Origin of the sequence: Marinobacter sp. CHS3-4 (assembly GCF_030053415.1) — a bacterium.
Taxonomy (GTDB): Bacteria; Pseudomonadota; Gammaproteobacteria; order Pseudomonadales; family Oleiphilaceae; genus Marinobacter.
Genome location: NZ_JASGBJ010000001.1, coordinates 1,142,606 through 1,164,481 on the forward strand (window position 1 = coordinate 1,142,606; position 21,876 = coordinate 1,164,481).

Below are 21,876 nucleotides of genomic sequence, written 5' to 3' on the forward strand. Positions count from 1 at the left end.
GACGGCGGAATAGAACAATCGCCAGGACCTGAGCCCTGGCGATTGGGATATACGAGACGCAGTCTCAAGCTTTACTACATGCCTCGCTCGAGTTGCATCCGCCGGTTTTTCTCTACGTTTCTCCAGTACATACGCATGCCGCGATAATCTCGCGGGCCAGCAGCGGTCGGAGGCAGTTTTGCGATATCGAGGTCTGAGTCCCCACCCATCGTGTGCTCAAAGTGCACCCTTCTGCGGGCTTGAATGGCTGGCCAATCAAAATTCGGGTTGCCAGCGGATGCTGCCATTCTTTCAGCGCGAGCTGCGGACTCCATCTGCACTTCCCACTGTGCGCCATAGGAGCTGGGAACGGCCAGGAGTAGTGACAGGTATGCGGAATAAATGAACGTGCGTTTCATTTCTTTGCCCTCCCTACATGTACCCGGTGCATTGCACCGGAGTTTTCCCAAGGAGATAGGCAAACTGCGACTGCTCTAGCCCACCACCTTAGTCGTGCATTCCCTGACGAGCTGTAAGTATAGTTTAGAGATGCGATGCAGGTGGAAGTTCCGGGAAACTTAAATCTATATAAAAAATATCGCACGTGATGCCGCCGGCCTTTGAATCCTGTCAGAGAAGCCTATGCCGCAACGAATAACTTTTGATCCTCGGCACATCACCTGCTAGTGATAGACTGTTGTTTAACAACCACCTCCTGCAGCGTTAAAGGATCTTTTATGTGGATGCGAGCCACCTGTTCTATTGATCTGGATATTCGGATCGAGACGCCGTTTATCTTCATGTTGCGGCCACGCAGCGGTTGGCAACAGTGGATCGGACGTGAGCAATATCTGTTAACGCCCAGTGTGCAGGCGGTGGAATTTACGGATTCGTTTGGCAACCTGTGCCAACGATTGGTGGCGCCGCCCGGGCACTTCTCTGTAAAAACGTCGTTTGATGTTAAAACGGCTGATAGCTCTGATACCGAGCCGGACGCTCCCTTTATTGAAGTGCAGCAGTTGCCTGACGACACGCTCCCGTTTTTGCTCCCCAGTCGCTATTGCGAATCCGATCGTTGCACTCAGCTGGCGTCTTCCATCGTGGCGGGGCGAAAGCCCGGGTACGATCAATGCCACGCGATTTCCGAATACATCCGCCGAACCATTCAGTACACGCCGGGGGAAGGGCAGGAGATTATCAGTGCCTGGGAGGTGTCCCAGCGCTCACAGGCTGTATGCCGTGATATGTCCCATCTGGCGATTGCCTGCTGTCGCGCGCTGTCGATCCCGGCACGTCTGGTGGTGGGGTACTTTGAAAAGCTGCAACCGATGGACTTGCATGCGTGGTTCGAGGCGTTCGTGGGAGGGCGCTGGTATGCGTTTGACCCCACCCAGAGCAACATGGATGGCGGCAGAATCGTAGTCGCCTACGGCCGCGATGCGGCCGATGTGGCCATTTATACCCAGTTCGGAGAGCCGGTTGAGATGCTCAATATGCAGGTAGGCCTTGAGACAATCTCAGGGCCTTCCTGATAGCGCGTCGATCAGGGCGCGGCGAAATTGAAGTTTGCCCCAAAGGGTGAGATGTCACCTGTTGCGTCATCAGACATCCGGTAGATGATCTGATAGGTGCTGGCTTCAATGTCGTTATCCAGCTGGTAACCACTGGACGTGAGCTCTCCACCGGTCAGGTCGCCGCCACTGGTGGCTTCCGGGCTGGTGTAGGGTGAGCCGGGGAACTGAACGACGGCATTACCATTGTTCGGATCCAGATACTGGATAGAAACTTCGTCAATGTTGAACGTCCGGTTGGATATATTCCGGACCAACAGCAGGAACACGCTGCCAGCTTTCAATGTGCCATCCTGGAAATCTGCCTGGCTCAGGCCGGCGGCGACAATGCCGCTTCTCAGATCCGAGGTGCTCAAAACGCCCGAGCTTCTGCTCAGGTCGCCAAGCGTTGCCGACAGGCCAATCACACCCGAATAGCTGGAGGTGAGGGTATAGCTGGCCACGCCATCTGTAGTGGTGAGGCTGACCGTTCTCTGGGCCTCGCCTTCGGTGATGGTCAAGTTCACATCGGTGCCGTCCGCAATGGTGCCGGTTGGCAATGTGGGAATCACGTTAATGTTGATCTGCGAGGCGTCTGCGTCGTCATTCAGGATAATGTTTGGCTGTGGCGTTACTGTCAGCGCTGCAGGCAGGTCAGGGTCCTGAGTGACGGAGATAAGCAGGTTGTTCGACTGAACGCCACTCAGCGAGGCAATGATCTGGGCATCACCCACGGAAAGGGCGCTGATTTGCCCCTTATTGCCAGGCGTATTGTCCACGGCGGCCGTCGAAACCGCGCTGCTCGACCAGTTCACCTGGTTGGTGACGTTCTGGGTCGAATCGTCGGTATAGGTTGCCTGCGCAGTGGCCTGGACGGTGTTGTTCACGTTCAGGCTGCTTTGCGGGCTGCTGATCAGCAGGCTGCTCAGTACCGCATTGGTGACGGTGAAGCTTTCCTGGCCACTAACACCACCAGTGGTTGCGGTAATATTGGCCTGCCCCGGGCTTTGCCCGGTAATCGAGCCGAAATCGTCCCCGTTGTTGGCAACGGTCAATACGCTGATGTCACCGCTTTCCCAGGTAACCTGGTCAGTAATGTCCTGAGTTGAGTTGTCGGAATATAGGCCGCGCGCGACCAGTTGCAGGCTGGTGCCATCGGCAAGGGTGGTGCTGTCAGCTTCAATGGTGATGCTGGACAGTGTGGCGTCCGTAACGCTGATATTCGCCAGGCTGGTCACGCCGTCGAGTTGGGCCGTCACCAGTGCCTCGCCTTGGGCCAGGGTTTTAATTGTGCCGTTTGCGGCGGAGGACAGGTCGATCAGGCCGCTGCTGCTGGTGTCCCAGTTGACCAACGATGTGATATCCAGGCGCTTCCCGTCCGAATACTGACCGTAAGCGCGAATGGTGGCATCGCTTCCGTTGGCCACTGTCTGGTTGACGGGGTCGAGTTCGATAGTGCTTAACTGCGCATCGGTGACCGTCAGAGTTGTACTCTGTTGAACGTCACCCAGAACCGCAGAAATCGTTGTGCTGCCAGTTGCCAGCGTGTCAGCTCTGCCTTTTGCGGTGGCTGCATTGCCAATTACCGCTGCGTCCTGATCGGAAGAGAGCCAGGTAACCTCGCTGCTAAGATCCTGTACGCTGCCGTCCGAATAAGTGCCTTGAGCAATGTATTGCTGGGACCGCCCTAGTGGCACGGATGCGTTGACGGGATTGAGGGACAGGGACACCAGCTCGGCGCTGGTGACGCTGACGGGCACATCAATCTGCGCGCCCGCCAGGCTGGCCGTTAACGTTGCACTGCCTTCGAGCAGGGCAGTCACCAGGGAGTTGTCAGACACGTCGGCGACGCTGTCGGCGGAGCTTGTCCAGGTCACCTGGTCACTGACGTTCTGGTTACTGTTGTCAGAAAAAATGCCGGTCACCGTGACGCTCTGTGAGGTACCTTTCGCCAGCACCATGGTCGCGGGCGTGGCTTGCAGGCTCGTCAGGGTCGCCTCGCTGACAGTAAACGCCAGCGAGGCGCTCAGGCCTTCTTTTGTGGCTCTGACGGTCACTGAGCCGGCTTGTTCGCCGGTCAGCAGTCCGGTAGAGGCATTTATCGTCGCTTTGGTCAGATCGGAAACAGACCAGTTAACCTGATCGCTCAAATCCTGCTGTGTACCATCCGAATAGAGGCCTGAGGCGGAAAACTGGGTGCTGAGCCCGGCCGGGACCTGCGGGACAGCGGAGCTTATCGAGATAGACTGCAGGGTAGCGGGGGAAACCGTTACCGAAATTCGCTGGCTGATTGAACCTAGAGTGGCGGTAATATCTGCGGTTCCGGCCGCGTTGGCGGTGACAACACCGGCAGCGGACACCGACGCAGTGGCATCGTCGGAAGAGGACCAGCTCACTTGATCATCCACCGCCCGGGAACTGTTATCGGAGTAGATGCCCGTCGCGTTCAGCGACTGGGATGAGTCGATGGCTAAAGAGACGGAACCGGGTGAAATCGATAGTTCGCTCAGAGACACCTGATTCCCAGAAGATGCGTCGCCTCCGCCGCTTCCGCCCCCGCCGCAGCCTGCCAACAGAAACGAAAAGAATAACCAGGTTAGAACGATGAGGGACTGCTTGATGGGACTCATAGATGGGCATACTGCATTGCTTTCAGATCATTAAGTGTAGACCCTTTTTGAGATTGTCCTTGTGATTTTTCGTAAAATCTCGGATCGCCACTGCGATTAAGACATTGTAAGTTTTGTAGGCCTCTGGATTACGCTCAGGAAATCTCTGGTGATTGGCTTTGACATAGAATGGGGCGGCACACTCGTGATGCGCTACGAGCTAATTCGCCCCGCAATTTGATAACCCGATGGAGTGAGTCAGACGATGAGCAAGGTTTTTTCTTTGGTTTCCATGGTGGCCCTGGGCACATTTGCTGCGACCGCTTCAGCCGATATTTACAAATTGGGCGGCGGCAGCCTGTACGCGGGGGGCAAATACACGTTTGTGAGCATTGATAGCGGTGGCTCCGATGCGGACGTGGGTACGCTTTCAGCAAAGGTGGGCGGTTATATCACGCCGATACTTGGCCTTGAGGCCCGTGCCGGCTTCGGTACCGCTGATGACGATGTGGGTCTGGGTAGAGATCTGTCGGTAAACAGTTTTTTTGGCGGCTATGCGACCATCAATGCAAATATCCGAGGCGGTATCCGGTAACGTTGAGTACATGCGTTATGCCGACAAAGACGATGCCACCGTCGATGGCGTTGGCCTGGGTCTGACCGTTCACTTTTGAACCCCGTGTGAAAACGCTGCCGATCACCCGCTGTATCGGTCGACGAAGCTCGTCAGGGCTCTGGCGGATCGACCCGGAGTTTCGAGCATGGGCAGGTGGCCGACACCCCGGAATACGTGGATTTCTGCGTGCGGGGTCGCAGAGTTAAACCATTCGACGCAGCGGGTGGGGGTTATTACGTCTCGGTCGCCCCACTGAACCTGCAATGGCGGTGATTCGGGATTCAGATGGCGTGCCGGAGCCAGCCCATCGGCCACCATGTCCCGAAAAATGTGCTGCAGCGCGTCGGTGCGGCCCAGAAGGTCGGGGCCAAGAAGGCCGGCCATGGCCATGCCCGAGACGGTTTGCTTGCCGTTGCCGACGCTGTTAAACATCCGGTAAACGCCTTTCCAGTCGCGGGGAATAAGGATGTCGTCGCGGTCCGATTTAACGGGACGGTGAATGTCGGCGTCTGCCTGTTCCGGGATGCCGGCGCTGTTCATCAGCGTCAGCGAGCGCGGCGCCAGCCCTGGTCTGTGGGCAAGGACAGCGGCTATCGCGCCGCCCATGGAGCTGCCTACCAAGTGGACGTTGTCTGTGTCCCGGGTCGCAAGCCACTCGCCCAGACGCCGCGCCTGGGACTCGTAGCGGTAACAGTCGTCCGGCCGGTAATCGCTTTCTCCAAAACCTGGCAGATCCGGTGCCAGTATGTGCCAGTGTCGCGGAAGTTTTTGCAGCCACAGCCCCCAGTTTTCTTTCATCGCCGCAAAACCATGAATCAGCACCACCGTTGGGTGGCCGGGTCCAGGACGCCCCCGCTCCAGGAACACCATATTGTGGCCGTCTACCCTGGCTTCACGGCGTCGGGCGTTGAGCAGAAAGCGTTGCCCTGTGCGGGCAGCGGGCCAGAGATTGGGGGTTGGAATTCTCATCGGGTTCAGCCGTCACCGGTTTCGAGTGTGGCCTCCAGTCTATCGGGATCACCTCTCTGCACCTTGGCCTGAACGCCATGAGAGTGGGGCGGTTGGGCAACTGGATCTTTTTTGGGTTGTTATTGATCATGCCGGACACTACTCTGGCTGTCATAAATAATCCCTGGTGTTGGACTCGCTCGCAAAAACATGTGTCTGAGTGTTTTAGTCAGATCACTGGCCCTTTTCTTTCTTTTCCTGAGCGTTGGCGTTGCTGCTCAGCAACGCGTGTTGCTTGACGCAGAATTCGTACTTGATCCGTCGGCCGAGCGTTCTTTCGAAGAGATCATGGCCCTGCCCGACAGCGCCTGGACGGAGACCGAAAATCAGAGCGTCCGAATGCCCTTCTGGGACTCTGATTATTGGAGTGGAACGCAGGGTGGCGTCCTGTGGCTCCGCCTTGAGATACCTCCTGCAGAGGGCCTGAACAGGCTCTGGCTGGAGCTCTTGCCGAATACCGGGTTGGACGGGAAAGCAGCCCAGTACGATGGCAAGCAGTGGACCTGGATTGAACCGATCGGCAAAGATTCGACCAGGGAATTCCATCAACCTGCCCGCTACCTCACCTTTATTCTTGATACCGGGCTCGGTGAAAAGACCGTTTTTCTGAGGTTGACGACGGATCAGGTGTTTGGGTTTTCAATCCGTGCGACGCGTGTCGAAGGTTTGCTTTGGCAAATCACCAAGAGCCAGTTCTTCCTCGGAGTTGTGATTGGTATGGTGATCCTTGCCATTTGCTACAACCTTTCGATTGGTCTGAGGGCTCGAGAGCCCGTCTACCTCCGTTACAGCTTCTTTGTTTTCTGTAACCTGCTCTACCTGGTGTATATGGCGGGTCTTTTCCGGATGCTTTATCCCGATTCAGGAAGTGGGGCAGTGGTGGCGAACTTCACGAGCACCCTTACGGTGATTGCCTCCTATCAATTCGCAAGAAGCTTTCTGAATATCGCAGAGCAGCTACCCCGAATAGACAAGGTCCTCAAGGCTTTGATTGGTGCGTTCGCTGTGTTGCTGGCCTTTATTCCTTTCACCGGGCATCTGTACGGCTATCTCATCTCTATCAGCATCGGCATTATCGGCCCTGTGTTTCTTCTTTACGTGGCGATTCTGTCGTTCCGTGAAGGGCACCCACTGGCGAAGTATTTCCTGATTGCGTGGACCACGTTTCTGATCTCTGCAGGAGCCTGGGGGTGGATGTGGCTAGGCCTGGTAGAGCCGGAAGAGGAGCTGATTACCTTCTTCTATCTCGGTACGCTGATTGAGGTGGTGCTGTTGTCTGTCGCGCTCGGTTTTCGGTTCAGTATCCTGAAAAACCAGGCAGAAGCGCTGGGAGCGGACAAAAGCCGATACAAAACCCTGAGTCGCACCGACGAGCTTACCGGAGTCCTAAACCGAAGGGGCTTTACCAGAGCGGTCCGATGGGTTTTTGGGAGTGATCGGTCTGTGGATCTAGTCTGGCTGGCGTTGGATGTGGATCAATTCAAGCAGTTTAACGATACCCATGGTCACCTGGCCGGCGATAGACTTCTGCAGAAGCTGGGAGAAACGCTGATCGCCTTTTCCCGCAGTGACGACGTTGCCGGCCGCATTGGTGGAGAAGAGTTCGCCTTGCTTCTGGTGGGCTGCCCTCTTGAAAAGGCGGAGTTATACACCACCCGACTGTTGCATCGGTTTGCCGACATTTCGGTTGAGGGGGCTCATGGACAAAGTGCAAGCACCACACTGTCCATTGGCGCAACCCAAGTGAGGCCCGGTGAGGATGTTGAATCTGTTTGGGCAAGGGCTGACGAGCTGCTTTATGAAGCTAAGAAGCAAGGCCGCAACCGGGTGGTATTCGGCTAAAGTTGTCGGGGCTGGCCTATAGGGGGCTGACCTGTAGAGTAAAGCGTTCGATAACGCGATATACAGAACCCGTCTGGCCCGGCGTGCTGTCAAACAGAGCAAACTCAGTGACCGGAAACTGCCCGAAGGCACGCTCCCCGTTTTCTGCCAGTAGCGCCTCAACTGAGCCAGCGTCACGTTTGAAACGGGACAGGGTGATGTGTGGGCAAAACTTTCGGCTTTCGCATACAAAACCCAATTCTTCCACCCGCCCCTGAAGGCTGGCTCTGAGACGTGCCAGCGGTTCACGCGGCTGAACCCCTGCCCACAGGTTTCGCGGCGTTTGGGGTGAACCGAAACAGCCTAGGCTTTTGATCTGTAGAGAAAATGGTTCCAGTCGAATATCACGGGCCGAATCGCACAAGGCAGTGAGCTGCGCTTCCTCCACACTTCCTAAAAACAGAAGCGTGATATGCAATTGGGAGGCGCTCTGCCATTTTGCCCCCGGGATGTCTGATCGAATGTCCATTAAACGTTCGGTGATCTCGGGTGGGAGCTCCAAACCGAAAAAGACTCTTGGCATACACAGCGGCACTTAGGGAATGTTGCGTCGATGGTAGCGCGCGACGGTTAGCGGGGCCATGATTCTACGTCAGCTTTTCAACCATCTGAGTAAAAGCCTAAGCGTTTGAATAATCGTATAATGCATGACACTCATTATGCTATGGAGACAAATCTGTATGAGTTGGGAAGGCAATTTGCCGCGAAAGAGTCATTGAACTTCCCGATCCTGGCAGACCCGGAAGAAGTCGTGGTCAATCAGTACCACGTGCTGAAGCAGAAGAATATGTACGGCAAGCAGGTGATGTCTGTTAACCGGGAGTCGTTCCTGATTGATGAGAAGGGTGTGATCGTGCGCCATTACGGCAAGGTCAAACCGGCTGACCATGTGCAGGAAATACTGGACGATCTGGCCTGACTTTCCAGGCATCCTGGTTATGAGGTTCCCGGGTCAGGGTGCCATCGGTGTATATCAGCTATGCTTTATAGGAATGTGCCAACAACAAGGAAAGATCATGCGCTATCTAATGGTTCTGCTCGTAACGGTGGTTTTCTCGGGTACAGCGCTTGCCGGCCAATGCCCCTCTCTTGTACGTGACATCGATGAAAAGCTCAAAATGGCTGATATGGATACTGAGACCCTGGAGAAGATTAAAAAGCTTCGGGATCAGGGCCAGTCACTGCATGGCCAGGGAAAACATGGTGAGTCTGTGAAGGTGCTCAAGCAAGCGATGGAAGAGCTTGAGTCCATGAGCGAACTCGAAGGCGAAGCTTAGCAATCAGGAAATCTGGCTTAGCAAGTTTGAAGAGCGGGGTGCTGTTCCTCGCTCCTTGCCTTCTCCGCTATACAGGCAGTAGTCGATCTTTTTTACAGTAGAACCTAATTCCAGATTCGGACAAATTCGTTACCGTTGGATTTTTCAACGTTTTGTTTCAGTGGGTGCATAAATTGCGTCTAAGTTGCGGTAGTCCAACTCAAAGGGAATATGGCGATGTCTAATCTAAAACTGGTTTTTGGGGCTTTCTTTTTGTCTCTGGCATTTTCAGCGAATGCCAGCTTGATCGGTGACACAGTGACGTTCAACACCTACTTTCCGAATGATGGAGCATTGACATCCAGTCAGGATTTTCTGGTTACGAATTCGGTTGAGTGCGCGGGCTGCGCCTCTGCAGGTTTTGTGCTCGCCGATCAGACGCTGGATATCGGCGCAGACTTTATCGAGTTTCAAAGTGGGTTTACCACTGGCTTTTCAGGTCCGGATGCGATTTTCGAATTTACAGGGCTTGATTGGGTTGGTGGCCTGGGCGAACTTGTGGGATTCAATCTGACCACAAATTTTGCCAATGTGGCGGATTCCGCTGTTGCCTTTACCGGGAATTCGATTGAGATCGATATCGGCAATTCCGGACAGGGGACTTTCTGGCGCCTGGATCTCCGTGTTGCCTACGATGTTCCTGAGCCGGGAACGTTGGCGCTGTTGGGATTGGGGCTCGCTGGCCTGGGGTTTTTTCGCCGGAGGCAACACCTAGAGGCTTGATGCTTATTGCCTGCTAGCATAAACCCGTCGCAATGGCGGGTTTTTTGTTGGACATTAACTGCATGATTAATCAGCAAAGCTGAGCCGGGCTCTGCAGCCATGTGTCCTGCACGGATTGGTTGTAGTTGAGGTAAAGCCGGCCTTCCCTGATGCTCCTCCCTCCTTACGATCTCAAGAGGTCTTCCAGTAGTATCGGCTTGCCGAGGAAATAACCCTGACCCTCGTCCACGCCCAGTGCTTTCACGTAGTCGCAGATTTCACTGTCTTCGACAAACTCTGCAATGGTCTTCAGCCCCATAAACTGGGCGAGTTCTACGATGGATGAAACCAGTGCCTGGTCCTTGGTGTTGTGAACGATGTTACGAATAAAAATGCCGTCTATTTTCAGGAAATCCACGTCGAGCTTCTGCAGGTAGGCATAGGACGACAGGCCGGTGCCGAAGTCGTCCAATGAGAACCGGCAGCCGAAGCGTTTTACTTCGGAGATGAAGTCGTTGGCCGTCGCAAGGCTGCTGATGGCTGAGGTTTCGGTTATTTCAAAGCAGAGCTTCCGAGAGTTGACTTGCCTGCGTGTCAGCTGCGCCAGCACAAATTCAAGAACCCGGTCGTCGGTAACCGACTTGCCTGAGAGGTTGATTGAAAACCCCGCGATTTCGGTCATTTTTTCGGGGTTAGCCTCCATCCAGTCGAGGAGGGCGTTGAGAACCCAGCAATCCACCTCTGCCATTCTTTTGTGGTGTTCGGCTGCTTCGATAAACGCTGCCGGCGGCAGTACCTGACCGTCTGCTGTGCGCACACCAAGAAGAACTTCGTAGTGCGGGTTGTCGTCCGGATAGGTCAGCGAATTGATCGGTTGGCATCGTAGCGTCAGCAGTTCATCCAGCCCACGGTCCATCCCGGCCAACCAATTCATTTGTTCTGTCTGGCGAGTTTGTTCTTCGTTATTCGCCTCGTAGCATTCAACGTTGTTACCGCCGCGTTCCTTAACCGCCTGGCAGGCAAGCGCTGAGCGGCTCAGAGCCCTGTCGGCGGCCCCCGAATCCGGCCCCAATCGGTCGATACCGATGCTTACGGTCAATGGCATCGTGGCGTCCTGGTACTGAATCGATTTCATTGCAAGGCGCTTTCGCCAATCGTCGGCGAGCGAGCGTGCCATGGCTTTGTTATCGGCACGAACCAGTGCGCCAAATTCATTCCCGCCCAGTCGCCCCACAAATCCTGGCTCTTGTGTCCATTGGTGCAAACATTGCGCAATATCCTTCAATGCCCGGTCACCCGCGGCATGCCCTAACGTACTGTTGATCACCCTGAAGCGGTCGATGTCGATGTACAGCAGGTAGTGGCGTTCGTCGGAATCCGAACAACGTTGGGCCCGTTGTTCCAGTTTTCGCTCGAACTCCATGCGGGTCAGTGCGCCAGTCAGGGAATCGCCCTGGGTGTCAGTGATCAGGTCCTCGTAGAAAGAGTGGCCAATCTGATGAACACATAGGTCCACCAGTGGCCGCTCGCTCTCCTCCACTATTCGGGCCTCTCCTGATCGTAGTTGTTTGTTAAGCGCGCGATAGTGGACTTCGATGTCTTGCGGTCCAGCTTCGTTCACGCCTGAAAATCTGAACACCGGGCCGCCGCGCCAGGTCAGACGCAGGAACTGGTCGCCACCATCACGCTGTGAGAATGCAACCCAGTCTCCGGGTGCAAGCTGAGCCATCCGCTTGGACGGTGTATAGGTTGTCTCAAGCTGCGTTTTATGGACGCTCTCATGCTTGTGATCGTTACGGTAGGGTGCCTCTTTCTCGTCCAGGTAGGATTCTGAAAACTGGCGCGTTTCAACGTCAATCAGGCCGTCAATCTGTGCTTCCAGGGTGGCATTACAGTCAGAGACTCGCGTTCCATTGAGGGAGTTGAGCTCGTTTCGCAGAGCGGCTTTCAGCGCCTCCGGGTCTTCGGAGGGATCCGGGGTACCGTTCAGTTGGTGCAGCCACGAGGTAAGCAGACTCAGGCATTGCTGATAGGCGTCGCCACCCTCCGATTTGAGCCAGTGAACAACCAGCTGGTGGCGCCAGTCGACATCGTATAGCAGCGTTTCAAGGCTTGTGGGTACGGCTTCGTTCAACAATAGTTTAGACATGTCTGCTGCAACGGCCGTGCGGGCATCCCGCAGTTGCTGTTGAGCTTCGGCGGTTTTGGCAATTCGCGACTTTATCAGCCGGAATGCCTCGTCCTGGCGCTTTATGAGAGCGTCAATGTCTTTCGATATCGCGTTGAAGATACTGTTATCGCCCTGGTACTGCTCGATCGCCCGATCAATGAAGCGGGTCAGCCAACGATCAAGGTTCTTGTCAGCGGTGATGCGAAAACTCAGTCGCGCCAGTCCGTTGATGAAGTACCGTGCGGGTTGGGCGCGATTGAGGAAAAAAGAGTCGTCGCGCAGAAGCACCTGCAGGAAAACCCAGCGCAGGCGATACACCTGTTCTCGCAATGTCCGTTTGAATGACGTTGCATTCAGAACTGCATCGAAAAACCGTTGCGTGATATCGATGTAAGCGCGATCTTCTTCCGTCAGTGCGTCGGTAAGCGCAGGGTTTAACCCGGCTTCAACCAGTATGATATCGATCAGTGATTCCTGTTTCTCGGGTGATGCATTTGATCGCTGACGTTGAAGATGGCCAAGGATAGAGAGCAGGTCTTCACGTTTTAACCGGTTGCTTACCGTGTGCGGGATACGCCCGCTGGCCAGCATGTTCAGGGCCCGATGATAGTTGGACGACTGGGTACGGTCACTGATGCTGAACAGGGAGAGCAGTAACTCTTTTTCTGAAATTTGTCCGGCTTTACTCTCCCCCGCATCGCTGTTTTCTTGAATGGCTTCGTCTTTGCCGGTTACCCGTTGGGCAGCATCGGGATTGGACGATGCTTGGGGCGAGGGGAAACCTTCCGTGGCCGGCTCCGAATCCAGGCCTTGCTCTTCGGACTGAATGATCAGGTTGCGGTAAAAGCGCTTCAGTTTTGGCGCTATCGTTGCAGCAAGCTCCGGGAGGAATTCATTGACCGCCTGCTGGCTAAGCTCTTGATCCCGCAATTGTCCGTGAAGGCTCGTGATCAGAAGTTTGGGCCCGATCGGGTTGCTCTCGTTAGTGATCTGTCGGTCGGAAACATCGCAAAAAATCGTGTGCAGTTGGGCCAGCTCCAGTGACACTTGCTTGGCGATTCTCCGTGCTGTGAGGTTGATCGCAACTTCCTGTTCGGTGTCCTGGTCGGTCATGACCGACAAGTTACTGGGAAAAGCTGATTCACCGTTTATCTGCATCAGCTGTATGGCGTTACTCAAACACTGACGAACGCAGCGTTCAGCGATTTGGCTGGCATTCATTTTCAGGCAGACGGCTACTTCGGCGGCGCGTTGGCTACCCTTTTGGTTCTGAGAGTGCTCAGCCTCCAGGCTTTGCCCGCCTGCTCTCAGAGCATCGGTCAGAAGGTCGACTAACGTTTTTTCGGCACTACGGTGACAAAATGCCCAAAACTCATCGAAGCGATGGTGATGACTCAATTGGGCTTGAGGTTGCGACATAGGTGACCGGGCTCTTCAGGGGAACAACGTATAAGCAAATAGTGGCGCCAAGTCTATCGCAACAGGGTGTGGTTAGGCGTGACCCGTCGCCTGTTTTTCGCATAGCTTAACAATAGCCTGACATGAGCCACTACCGCGCTGAAGCCCAGCTGCCCCGGGCCAGTTCCATGGCACGGTTTACCTCATCGGCTGGGACCTGCTCCGGATCGCCTTTTTCTATTGGATCGTAGTGGAACACATACAGCCGGGAGACAAATTCGGCCACCGGTAGCGATGCCTCGCCGAAAAGCTCGCCGTGGCCCTGGGTGGAAGTGATAACTCCTTGCCCCCAGTTCTGACCGCTGTCGTTGTTGGGATTAAAAAAGTAGACCCGCATGTTTTTGTCTGAATCCATCGCCAGCCGTTGGATGGTGATGGCGTGCCAGCCAAGGAACCGCGTGGCGCTGTCGGTCACCGCGATACCGGCTGGCTGTGGATTAATGACGGGGATGTTGCCGTTGTAGAACGGGTGATAGGCGGCGTAGAAATCCCTTATGAACCCCTCGTAGTCTTTTAGAGCGCCGGTAAAAACGTCCACGGCGATGCGAAATCCGTGGCCTACGTAGTCGCCATGAAACTCGGCGTTGACCCACTTGTGCGGATCTTCTCCTCGGCCAATACTGCGCCGCCCCATTTCAAAATAAATGCGGTCCAGATGCGGCACGGTCAGCAGTGATACGGCATCGACATTTACCGGTGGCTCGGTGGCCAGACCGGCGCCAAGCTCCCGCGAAGAAATGCTGTTGCCTTCAAAACGCATGATGATTTCATCGTCTCGCGCAGCCCAGGCCAGGATGCGGAGTAGTTCTGCTGGCAAGCTGTAGGCCCACATGGACAAGGCACGGGTGGACTGGCAGGTCGGGTAGTTTCCCTGCCCCACGCCCAGAGGCCGCCCCAGCACATTCAGCACGTCTGCGAGCAGAAAACACTCGGGACTGCGGCTACTGCCGAAGACAGTGGCGATTTTTTCAGCCGCGGCGTCACAGAGCGTCATGCGTATCTGTCGCCACAATGAGGGCGCCACTGGCGGCGAGTAAAGAATGCCGCGCTCCAGCATCATGGCGAGGCCATAGGTACACTGGCTGGTTTCGGGGAATACCGCGTCGTCAATCAGGCGGTGTATCAGCGCCGGGTAGCAATGAAACGCGTCCGCACCGGTATAACTCAGGCCAAGGGCTGTGGGAATCAGGGCGTTCCAGCGTTCACGCAGGTACCGGATGAACACCGGCATGTAGGCTGACACCAGGCCGGTGTTATGCATCGCCTGGGCAAAGGCGATGGCCTCGCTCATCAGGCCGGCATCGTCCATCTCGGCCAATCGTTCGGCATAGACCTCGAAACCGGGGTCTTCGGCGCAACCTCGAGTGGGGCTGAACAAGGCATTGATGAGTTGTACGGCGTCGTCGTTGACTTCGCCGCCCAATGCGTCCGGTTTATCCAGACAAACGGCAATCTGGGTCACCATATGCTTGACGCCCTCAACCTGCACCGGGCGCTGCTCCAGAATTCGCCAAACTTCGGCCACCAGATGCTCTAACAGGTTTTCATAGCCCAGGTGCTGGAGCAGAAAGTGATAGAGGTTCTGGACGGCATGGCCGAGTTGATCGGGCCTTAGCCGGTCGCTCTCCTGCAGGTCGTCACTGACCACCAGGTCAAGGTTCATCGCCATGACCTGGGCGAGAAAATGATGGGCATGTTCTGCCGAGATAGAGGTGTGGACGTAGTCGCCGTTGGCGACCGCCAAAAGGCGAATCTGGCTCAGGCATTCGACCAGTGTCTCGATTGGCTCACCGTGTCGAACCGTGCGCGCCGCTAGAGAGGGAACCAGAGTCTGGGGAAAGTCCCAATCGCTGCCTCCAAAGAGCGCGGCTGATTCGATGGACGCAACGCGTTCGTAGATTGCTTCGAGGCCTTCTGGCTTAAGTACGAGGGGTTTTGCGGCATCAATCACTTCGAATACCGGCGAAACGCCCTCAACGGCATTGACTTCAGCAAGGCGGCTGACGGCGTCTTCAAAGGCCTTTACAAGGTGTGCCGGCGCGTTATTGCTCTGGTTTTCGGTTTCTCTATTAGGTTTGGTCATGCCTCCCATCCTTGAGGGAGCAATGCGCTGTGTCAACTGTGAACGTTGAAAACACGAAAAGGCCTGTGCGGCCAGCTGCCGAAATTTTGTTCAAATGGTGTGGCTTTGCACTACATTGTACTGAGGCAGACGGTGGCTGGCCCGAAGCGACACCATGGATCTATGGACTGGCGGTGGATTAATGGAGCTTGAACAAATCAACGCAATCGAGCGGGCGACCCGTTACGGGCGTGGCGAGGTTCTTCGAATTGGCGTAGCAGTGATCTTCCTTGTTGGAATCATGCTTTATGTCCGCGCGATCGGGGCCGATGCGCCGAACATTGTCCTGCTGGTCGCGGCAGCCATGATTGGCGGGTACATGGCGATGAACATCGGCGCCAACGATGTTGCCAATAATGTGGGCCCTGCTGTTGGTTCCAAAGCGCTGACCCTCGCCGGCGCTATCGCAATCGCCGCCATTTTCGAGGCCAGTGGCGCGCTTATCGCAGGCGGTGATGTAGTAAGCACGATCAAGAAGGGAATCATCGATCCCGGACTGATCGGCGACGCCAATACGTTCATCTGGCTGATGATAGCGGCCCTCCTTGCGGCGGCGCTCTGGTTGAATACGGCCACCTATATTGGGGCGCCCGTGTCCACGACTCACTCAATCGTTGGTGGTGTTATGGGTGCGGGGATCGCCGCTGGTGGCCCGGCCATCGTGGATTGGGGCCAGTTTGGCCAGATCGCTGCCAGCTGGGTGATATCACCGGTGCTCGGTGGCGCCATCGCTGCGTTCTCGCTTTACCTCATCAAACGTCGCATTACCTATAAGCGCGATATCGCGGAGGCCGCAAAATACAACGTGCCAATATTTGTGGCAATCATGGCCTGGGTGTTCTCGACCTACCTGGTGTTAAAAGGGTTAAGCAAGATTGTAGAGGTCGGCTTGCTGCCCGCGATTGGTCTGGGCGCGCTCGTCGGCGCCGGCATATGGTGGCTGACGCGGTGGCTGATTAACCGCCATTCGGCCAGTGTGAAGAACAGCAAAGCGGGCGTCGACACGCTGTTTACGATTCCACTGATTTTCGCCGCCGCACTGTTGAGTTTCGCTCATGGGGCGAACGACGTTGCGAACGCGGTAGGCCCACTGGCGGCGATCAATGAGGCGGTGCTGCAGGGCGGGGTCGCTGCTAAAGCGGCGATTCCCAGTTGGGTGTTGTTGGTAGGCGCGGCCGGGATTGCGCTTGGTCTGGCATTGTTCGGCCCCAAGCTGATACGCACTGTAGGATCGGAGATAACAGAACTCGATCGTATGCGGGCCTTCTGCGTCGCCATGGCGGCGGCAGTTACCGTCATTGTTGCCAGCCAGCTGGGCCTTCCGGTGAGCTCCACGCATATTGCCATAGGAGGCGTGTTCGGCGTCGGCTTCCTGCGCGAACACCTGAAAACCACCTATCGCCAGAAGATTGATGAGATCGAAGCGCATTACGGTGGTGAGGATCGGGGCGAGCTAGAGCGTGTATTGAAAGAATTCGAGGAGGCTTCGTTCGAAGAGAAGGGCGAAATCCTCAAGAACCTCAAGAACCTCAAGAGCCGAAGTGGTAGTCAGTCTGTGATCTCCAAAAGGGACCGGAAAGCGCTGAAAAAGGTCTACAGGCAGGATCTGGTCAAACGCTCCGCGGTCTTTCGGATTGTCGCTGCCTGGTTGATCACGGTGCCGTTATCGGGCCTGTTGGCGGCTATGTTGTTCTTCACTATCAGGGGGATGCTTCTTCCATAAGGGCTCGCAGTTTCGTCAGTTGCGCCTCGACCACGCGCAAGCGAACTTCGGTCTGAGCGGGTGTTTCCTCTGATGCGCCAGGCTTCAGATTAAGCCGGTCGCGGTATTTCTTCCTCTTCTTTTCAAGCGCTTCTTCCAGACGTTTCAGTTCCTCAAGTTTGAGACGCTTGCCCCTGTCATGTTTACCCAGAACATCATCGAGCTTTGCTACCAGGTTCTTGAAACCCATCTTTCAGCTCCTTTGTGGTGTGTTTTCGTCTGCCGGGCCCTCATTGCTCACCGATAGCGCCTGGGTGGTTCGCGCGGCCTCAACATCCATGGCGGTAAGCAGTTCTCGTATTGCGGTCAAAATAGCATCGACCGTTTCGCTGGCATAGGCAGAATCATTGAGCAGAGAAGTGGCCATGGCAGAATCGATCCGCTTTGTACCCAGGAATTGCGTCACCCGCTCGACCATTGACTCGCGGTCTACCCTTGCTCTTACGGAAATTTCGTCGAGTTCCAGGATGGCCGCGCTGATGTCGTCAAAATTACCCTCGAAAAACCGATGGGTTTCCCGAAGCACCACTGCCACTCGCAGTCGGAGCTCGTTGTACTCCTGCCGAATCGTTGCATTATTTGAAGCCAGATAGGTGGTGAGATTCTTTCGCAGATGTTTGACGTGTTTGATCGCTTCCACCATCTCCCCGGCGGCATGTTGAAGGCGGTAAAGCGATTCTGTAGAACCGGGGATTGATTCGCGGGTAATACACCCGGAAATGAAATCCAGAATGGCATTGTAAAGACGCTTGACGCGCTGCTGGTAGACCAGGTCGATGTCGATGTCGACGCGCTCGCGGGAATGGTTGATGGTTGCTGCCAGGTCCTTGCTCTCGCGAATTTGCTCGCGGTGCAGATGAAGGCCATGGGCAAGTATCACGAAAGCCTGATCGAACAAATGCCAGACTTCCCTGCGAACCGCCACGTTCGCGCTGTCCGTGGAGTCCATTGCTGCGGCGTTCAGGTATCTGGGCTGTGCGGCGACTTCGTCTCCCCGGTCTGGTAGCCAGCGCTCGAGTGCTCTTGCCATCTTTGACATCAGCGGCAACATAGTGGCGACACCCAGGCAGTTGAACAGGGTATGGAACACGGCGAGCTTGACCGTATAGTCATCATCAGCAACAGATATGAGCGCCGACAGGGCATCGACTGACCAGCGCAGGGGCTCGATAAGGACCAACGCGATCACCGCCGTTGCGGTATTGAACAGCAGATGTGCGCCGGCCAGGCGTTTGCCAGCTATATTCGCACCAAGGCCGCCAATCAGCGCTGTGACCGTTGTGCCGATATTGGCGCCGATGGCCAGGGCCAGCGCATTGTCGTAAGTAATCTGGCCGGTCGACAGTCCCGCCAGGGTGAGGGCGAGAGTCGCGTGGCTCGATTGCATAACAACCGTCGCCAGAATCCCTAGCACCGTGTAGATCAGTAGCCCCGCGACCCCCGTCATTGCGTACTCGCGCAGATCAAACGCCGACTGGTAGCTTTCGAACCCCTCCTTCATGAAATCGATGCCGAGAAACAGAAACCCCAGGCCGGCCAGAATAGCGCCGAAGGCTTTCAATGCGCGCCCTTGCTGGAAATTCAGCACCACGCCAAAGACAAGCATTGGCAGCGCGAAGGCGGAGAGACTCATTTTCATGCCGATGGTGGCGAACAGCCAGGCACCGGTGGTGGTGCCAAGGTTAGCCCCAAAGATAATACCGATGCCGGTTATCAGCGGAAGCAGGCCGGCGCTCAAGAAGGATATGGTGATAACCGATACCAGGGAGCTGGATTGCATGATGGCGGTGCTAATGATGCCAAAGCCCAGGCTTTTCGGAACCGTATCCGTTGAACGGTGCAGCACACGCTCGAGGAATCCCCCGGTGAATTGGCGAAACCCGCTCTCTAGCGACAGGATGCCAAACAGGAAGATCGCAACGCCGGAGGCAATCAGTTTGAATTCGGGGCTTGCCCAGATTGCGAAACCAAGGAGTCCGAGTATGGCCGCCAGGATGAGGTGGCGGACGTTCATTGGCTGTTACCTCCGTCCCTAGAGCGAATGTAGTTGATAAGAATACTGTGCCGCATTGCTGTGGATGCTAGAAAATAGGTTCGCCCGTCGCCTTGACCGCATAAAACAGGCAATCACTCTTCGCAATTACCGGGTTGGTGGTAATCATAAAGGTTTTGATGGCCTGGGCGGGGTAGATCCGTCCGTCCCTGACTTTTAGAACCTGCTCAACGCCCTCGGCCCGGTTGTGGCTGATTGCGGTAAGTATGCCCAGGCCCTTTTCCCCAACCCATCCCAGAGGCTCATGGGGTGAAACGATGCCGAAATTGCGATGTTCGATGTCTGGCGGAAACGTCATGTCGGCGTGGCCGGAAGGTTCAAGTCGATATTCGATGGTGGCATCGGGCGACAGCTCCACTCGAATCGGGTTCCTTAATACTGCGACCTCCCAGTCGGCTTCTTCGAGTGAAAGCACGTCCGGCCGTGAGGTGTATCGAACCAGGCCGTCGTAAGCCAGTTGGTGCGCGTTATCGTCCTGTCCGCCGCCACATTCGATGGTTACCGTGGGCACCTCCTGTTCGGAATACTCCATCAGTGCACCCAGGCGAAGATCGGTCATGATCAGGCGATCGGTATACAGCGAGGTCAGCGCCTGATGGGCGGCGTCATTGGTGATGGTTACCGCAAAGGCCGGGCCGGTGCCTGAAGTGTTGTGCACGTCCAGCAGGCATTCCGGGTTCGCCTTGTGAAGTTCGGCCAGCATGGCCTGTGCGATGGCACCTTCTTCGCCCTCGAAAGGTTCTTTGAAACAACGGTTCAGGTCACGTCCCTCGGGAAGTTGGCGAAGAGAGAAGGCGGGCGGAACCTTGGCAGGATAGACCCCGCCAATCAGAAACAGCATGTTCACCTCTGGCGTGTGCTGCTCCAGCAACCACCGGTGAATTGCGAACAGGCCTGAGGGCTCGTTGCCATGCAGAAGCGTTGCCATGGCGCGGGTGCGGGAGCGGTCGCGACCGGTTACATGCACAACGGTGGGCTTGTTCAGCCGGTTCAGCCATTCCAGGGGCGATTGCCCCAGCGTTCTGGGCGACGGGTCGTTCAGGTAGTCAAGTAGGTTCGAGTGGGTCACGGTGACAATGTCCATTCGTGGAGAGGGATATTTCTCTTCTGGTTGGCCATATAAAGTGCCAGCATGCTCCGGAAGGCGTCATCGGGCTCCATGGTTTTTAAAAAAGACTCGGTGATGTGGCGCTGCCATCGGGCGCCGGTCATGCCGGTTTCAATTCGGCCTTCGATGATACTCAGAAGGCGGTGAATTTCACTGTCGTCCACTGCGGTTCTTTCCAGTGCTTCACGGGCACGCGGAAGCAGTTCCCGGGCCACCGTTAGCAGTGGCCTGTCCTGCAACTGAACCTGATCCCGGTGGGGCCAGACGATGTCTGCGTTGATGCCGTATTTGGCGGCGCGGTAGAAATTGTGTTCGGTGTAGTGAAAAGGAAGTATCGACGTCAGATGGTGGACGTCGTCGAGCACCGCCAGCGCAGCGCCGATTACGAACAGCCCGTTCGCACACATATCAACGGGCGTCGGGCCCGCTGGCATGGAACGAATCTCGATGCGCAGATGGCCGCCGTCTGCGTGATCGAAAATCGCTCGATTCCAGGGCCATGTGGTGCCTTGATGCAGGCGTAGCTCAGTCAGTTCCGGCACCTCTCCGCGATCAATCACGGCCATCGGGTCTTCATCGGACATCAGCGGTATGATGGGCGGGTAAAGCGAAGCGGACGCCGCGAAGAGCTCCCAGGCATTGCGCGCCCAGCCGTTGCCGTAATAAACCCGGGGCGGGTGGCGCCAGCTTTTGCGGGTATTGGGTCGGCTGTCGATGGATTGCTTGAACAGGGCTACGCGGGTTTCGTCCCAAAGGTGGTGGCCAAACAGGCTGGGCGAGTTGCTAGCCAGGGCCAGGGCAATGGGTGTCACCAGCTGGACGGCATTGAAATAATCGGCGAACCGGCGGGCAGGTACACGCCAGTGCAGCTGAAACGAGGTATTGGCTCCCTCCATGGTGACATCGTCGGCTTCCAGATCGATGACATCGTTACCACCGATGTGAATGCTGAAAGGCTCACCGCGCTGCTTCAGTAGCGCTTTGGAGAGGGCATGATAGCGGGGTTCATCGGTCATGACTTTCGCGTCTATATCGGACTGGCGCAGGGTGGGCAAAATGCCGATAGGAACCAGCTCTCCGCCCAGCGGTGCCGCGTGCTGATTGATCCTCCGGATAGCCGCAAGCAGCTCCTGCTCGGTTCTGGCAAACGGGTCGCCCTTGAAGGCCTGAGGGCTTAGGTTGTATTCGAGATTGAAGCGGTTGAGCTCAACCGTCAGTTGCGGGTCCTTCACGCTTGCGGCGATTTCGGTGTTGATAGGCTGAACGCGCAGTTCCGGGTTGACGATGTAAAATTCCACTTCGGCGCCAATGGAGGTCTCGCCCTCGCCAAAGCCGGGTCGGTCGAGCAGACGAGTTAGTGCGGTAAGGTCCGTTCGGACCTTTGCGGCAAACGTTTCAAACTCATCTGCCGTAAACTCAGTTTGTTTGATCGAAGTTCCCAAGGTGATGCCATCTCCGGTGTTGGCTTACCTTGATAGTAGTCATTTTTGGGATTCTTTCATTCGCAAGTGGTTTCGAAACACTGGCGGCCGCCAATGCTGC

Annotated in this window: 17 protein-coding genes; 7 read left to right on the forward strand and 10 right to left on the reverse strand. The window is 55.9% G+C overall.

Going from position 1 to position 21,876, the window contains the following annotated elements; all coding sequences use genetic code 11:
• Positions 1-74 precede the first annotated feature (74 nt).
• Positions 75-398, reverse strand: a complete 324-nt coding sequence (locus tag QLQ17_RS05280) for a hypothetical protein (protein ID WP_283208494.1) — start codon at positions 396-398, stop codon at positions 75-77.
• A 318-nt stretch (positions 399-716) separates the two neighbouring features.
• Here QLQ17_RS05280 and QLQ17_RS05285 point away from each other — a divergent pair, with 318 nt between their 5' ends.
• A complete protein-coding gene (locus tag QLQ17_RS05285; protein WP_283208495.1) occupies positions 717-1,511 on the forward strand; it encodes a transglutaminase domain-containing protein in 795 nt (264 codons plus the stop codon).
• 11 nt (positions 1,512-1,522) lie between these two features.
• On the opposite strand, the gene QLQ17_RS05290 is transcribed toward QLQ17_RS05285, so the two are convergent.
• Positions 1,523-4,159 (reverse strand): Ig-like domain-containing protein, encoded by a 2,637-nt coding sequence (locus tag QLQ17_RS05290; RefSeq protein WP_283208496.1) that lies wholly within the window; start codon positions 4,157-4,159, stop codon positions 1,523-1,525.
• 244 nt (positions 4,160-4,403) lie between these two features.
• Here QLQ17_RS05290 and QLQ17_RS05295 point away from each other — a divergent pair, with 244 nt between their 5' ends.
• Positions 4,404-4,733, forward strand: coding sequence for a hypothetical protein (locus QLQ17_RS05295; protein WP_283208497.1), 330 nt, complete (start codon positions 4,404-4,406; stop codon positions 4,731-4,733).
• 102 nt (positions 4,734-4,835) lie between these two features.
• On the opposite strand, the gene QLQ17_RS05300 is transcribed toward QLQ17_RS05295, so the two are convergent.
• Positions 4,836-5,723 carry an alpha/beta fold hydrolase gene (locus tag QLQ17_RS05300; protein ID WP_283208498.1) on the reverse strand — a complete coding sequence of 296 codons (888 nt, stop codon included), beginning with the start codon at positions 5,721-5,723 and terminating at the stop codon, positions 4,836-4,838.
• Between the two features lie 270 nt (positions 5,724-5,993).
• Here QLQ17_RS05300 and QLQ17_RS05305 point away from each other — a divergent pair, with 270 nt between their 5' ends.
• The gene (locus QLQ17_RS05305; RefSeq protein WP_283208499.1) at positions 5,994-7,604 is read left to right on the forward strand and encodes a sensor domain-containing diguanylate cyclase; all 1,611 of its coding nucleotides are present in this window, start codon (positions 5,994-5,996) and stop codon (positions 7,602-7,604) included.
• 16 nt (positions 7,605-7,620) lie between these two features.
• Here QLQ17_RS05305 and thpR read toward each other — a convergent pair whose 3' ends face one another.
• The gene (gene thpR, locus QLQ17_RS05310; protein WP_283208500.1) at positions 7,621-8,166 is read right to left on the reverse strand and encodes an RNA 2',3'-cyclic phosphodiesterase; all 546 of its coding nucleotides are present in this window, start codon (positions 8,164-8,166) and stop codon (positions 7,621-7,623) included.
• Between the two features lie 141 nt (positions 8,167-8,307).
• Here thpR and QLQ17_RS05315 point away from each other — a divergent pair, with 141 nt between their 5' ends.
• The 3 genes from QLQ17_RS05315 to QLQ17_RS05325 all read left to right on the forward strand — a co-directional run bounded on the left by QLQ17_RS05315 (position 8,308) and on the right by QLQ17_RS05325 (position 9,682).
• Positions 8,308-8,562 carry a redoxin domain-containing protein gene (locus QLQ17_RS05315; RefSeq protein WP_283208501.1) on the forward strand — a complete coding sequence of 85 codons (255 nt, stop codon included), beginning with the start codon at positions 8,308-8,310 and terminating at the stop codon, positions 8,560-8,562.
• Between the two features lie 97 nt (positions 8,563-8,659).
• On the forward strand, positions 8,660-8,920 hold the full coding sequence (locus QLQ17_RS05320) for a hypothetical protein (RefSeq protein ID WP_283208502.1): 261 nt from the start codon (positions 8,660-8,662) through the stop codon (positions 8,918-8,920).
• 216 nt (positions 8,921-9,136) lie between these two features.
• On the forward strand, positions 9,137-9,682 hold the full coding sequence (locus QLQ17_RS05325) for a PEP-CTERM sorting domain-containing protein (protein WP_283208503.1): 546 nt from the start codon (positions 9,137-9,139) through the stop codon (positions 9,680-9,682).
• Positions 9,683-9,845: 163 nt separating this feature from the next.
• On the opposite strand, the gene QLQ17_RS05330 is transcribed toward QLQ17_RS05325, so the two are convergent.
• On the reverse strand, positions 9,846-13,250 hold the full coding sequence (locus tag QLQ17_RS05330; RefSeq protein WP_283208504.1) for a DUF1631 family protein: 3,405 nt from the start codon (positions 13,248-13,250) through the stop codon (positions 9,846-9,848).
• 130 nt (positions 13,251-13,380) lie between these two features.
• Entirely contained in the window at positions 13,381-15,372 is a 1,992-nt protein-coding gene (locus tag QLQ17_RS05335; protein ID WP_283208505.1) for a hypothetical protein, read from the reverse strand.
• A 181-nt stretch (positions 15,373-15,553) separates the two neighbouring features.
• Here QLQ17_RS05335 and QLQ17_RS05340 point away from each other — a divergent pair, with 181 nt between their 5' ends.
• Positions 15,554-17,134 carry an inorganic phosphate transporter gene (locus tag QLQ17_RS05340; protein WP_283208506.1) on the forward strand — a complete coding sequence of 527 codons (1,581 nt, stop codon included), beginning with the start codon at positions 15,554-15,556 and terminating at the stop codon, positions 17,132-17,134.
• Here QLQ17_RS05340 and QLQ17_RS05345 read toward each other — a convergent pair.
• The 4 genes from QLQ17_RS05345 to QLQ17_RS05360 form a co-directional block, all read right to left on the reverse strand.
• A complete protein-coding gene (locus QLQ17_RS05345; protein ID WP_283208507.1) occupies positions 17,112-17,363 on the reverse strand; it encodes a hypothetical protein in 252 nt (83 codons plus the stop codon). The genes QLQ17_RS05340 and QLQ17_RS05345 overlap by 23 nt on opposite strands.
• A gap of 3 nt (positions 17,364-17,366) precedes the next feature.
• A complete protein-coding gene (locus QLQ17_RS05350; protein WP_283208508.1) occupies positions 17,367-19,187 on the reverse strand; it encodes a Na/Pi cotransporter family protein in 1,821 nt (606 codons plus the stop codon).
• 67 nt (positions 19,188-19,254) lie between these two features.
• The gene (locus QLQ17_RS05355; RefSeq protein WP_283208509.1) at positions 19,255-20,295 is read right to left on the reverse strand and encodes a M14 family metallopeptidase; all 1,041 of its coding nucleotides are present in this window, start codon (positions 20,293-20,295) and stop codon (positions 19,255-19,257) included.
• Positions 20,292-21,776, reverse strand: coding sequence for a glutamate-cysteine ligase family protein (locus QLQ17_RS05360; RefSeq protein WP_283208510.1), 1,485 nt, complete (start codon positions 21,774-21,776; stop codon positions 20,292-20,294). The genes QLQ17_RS05355 and QLQ17_RS05360 overlap by 4 nt, the downstream gene beginning before the upstream one ends.
• Positions 21,777-21,876 lie beyond the last annotated feature (100 nt).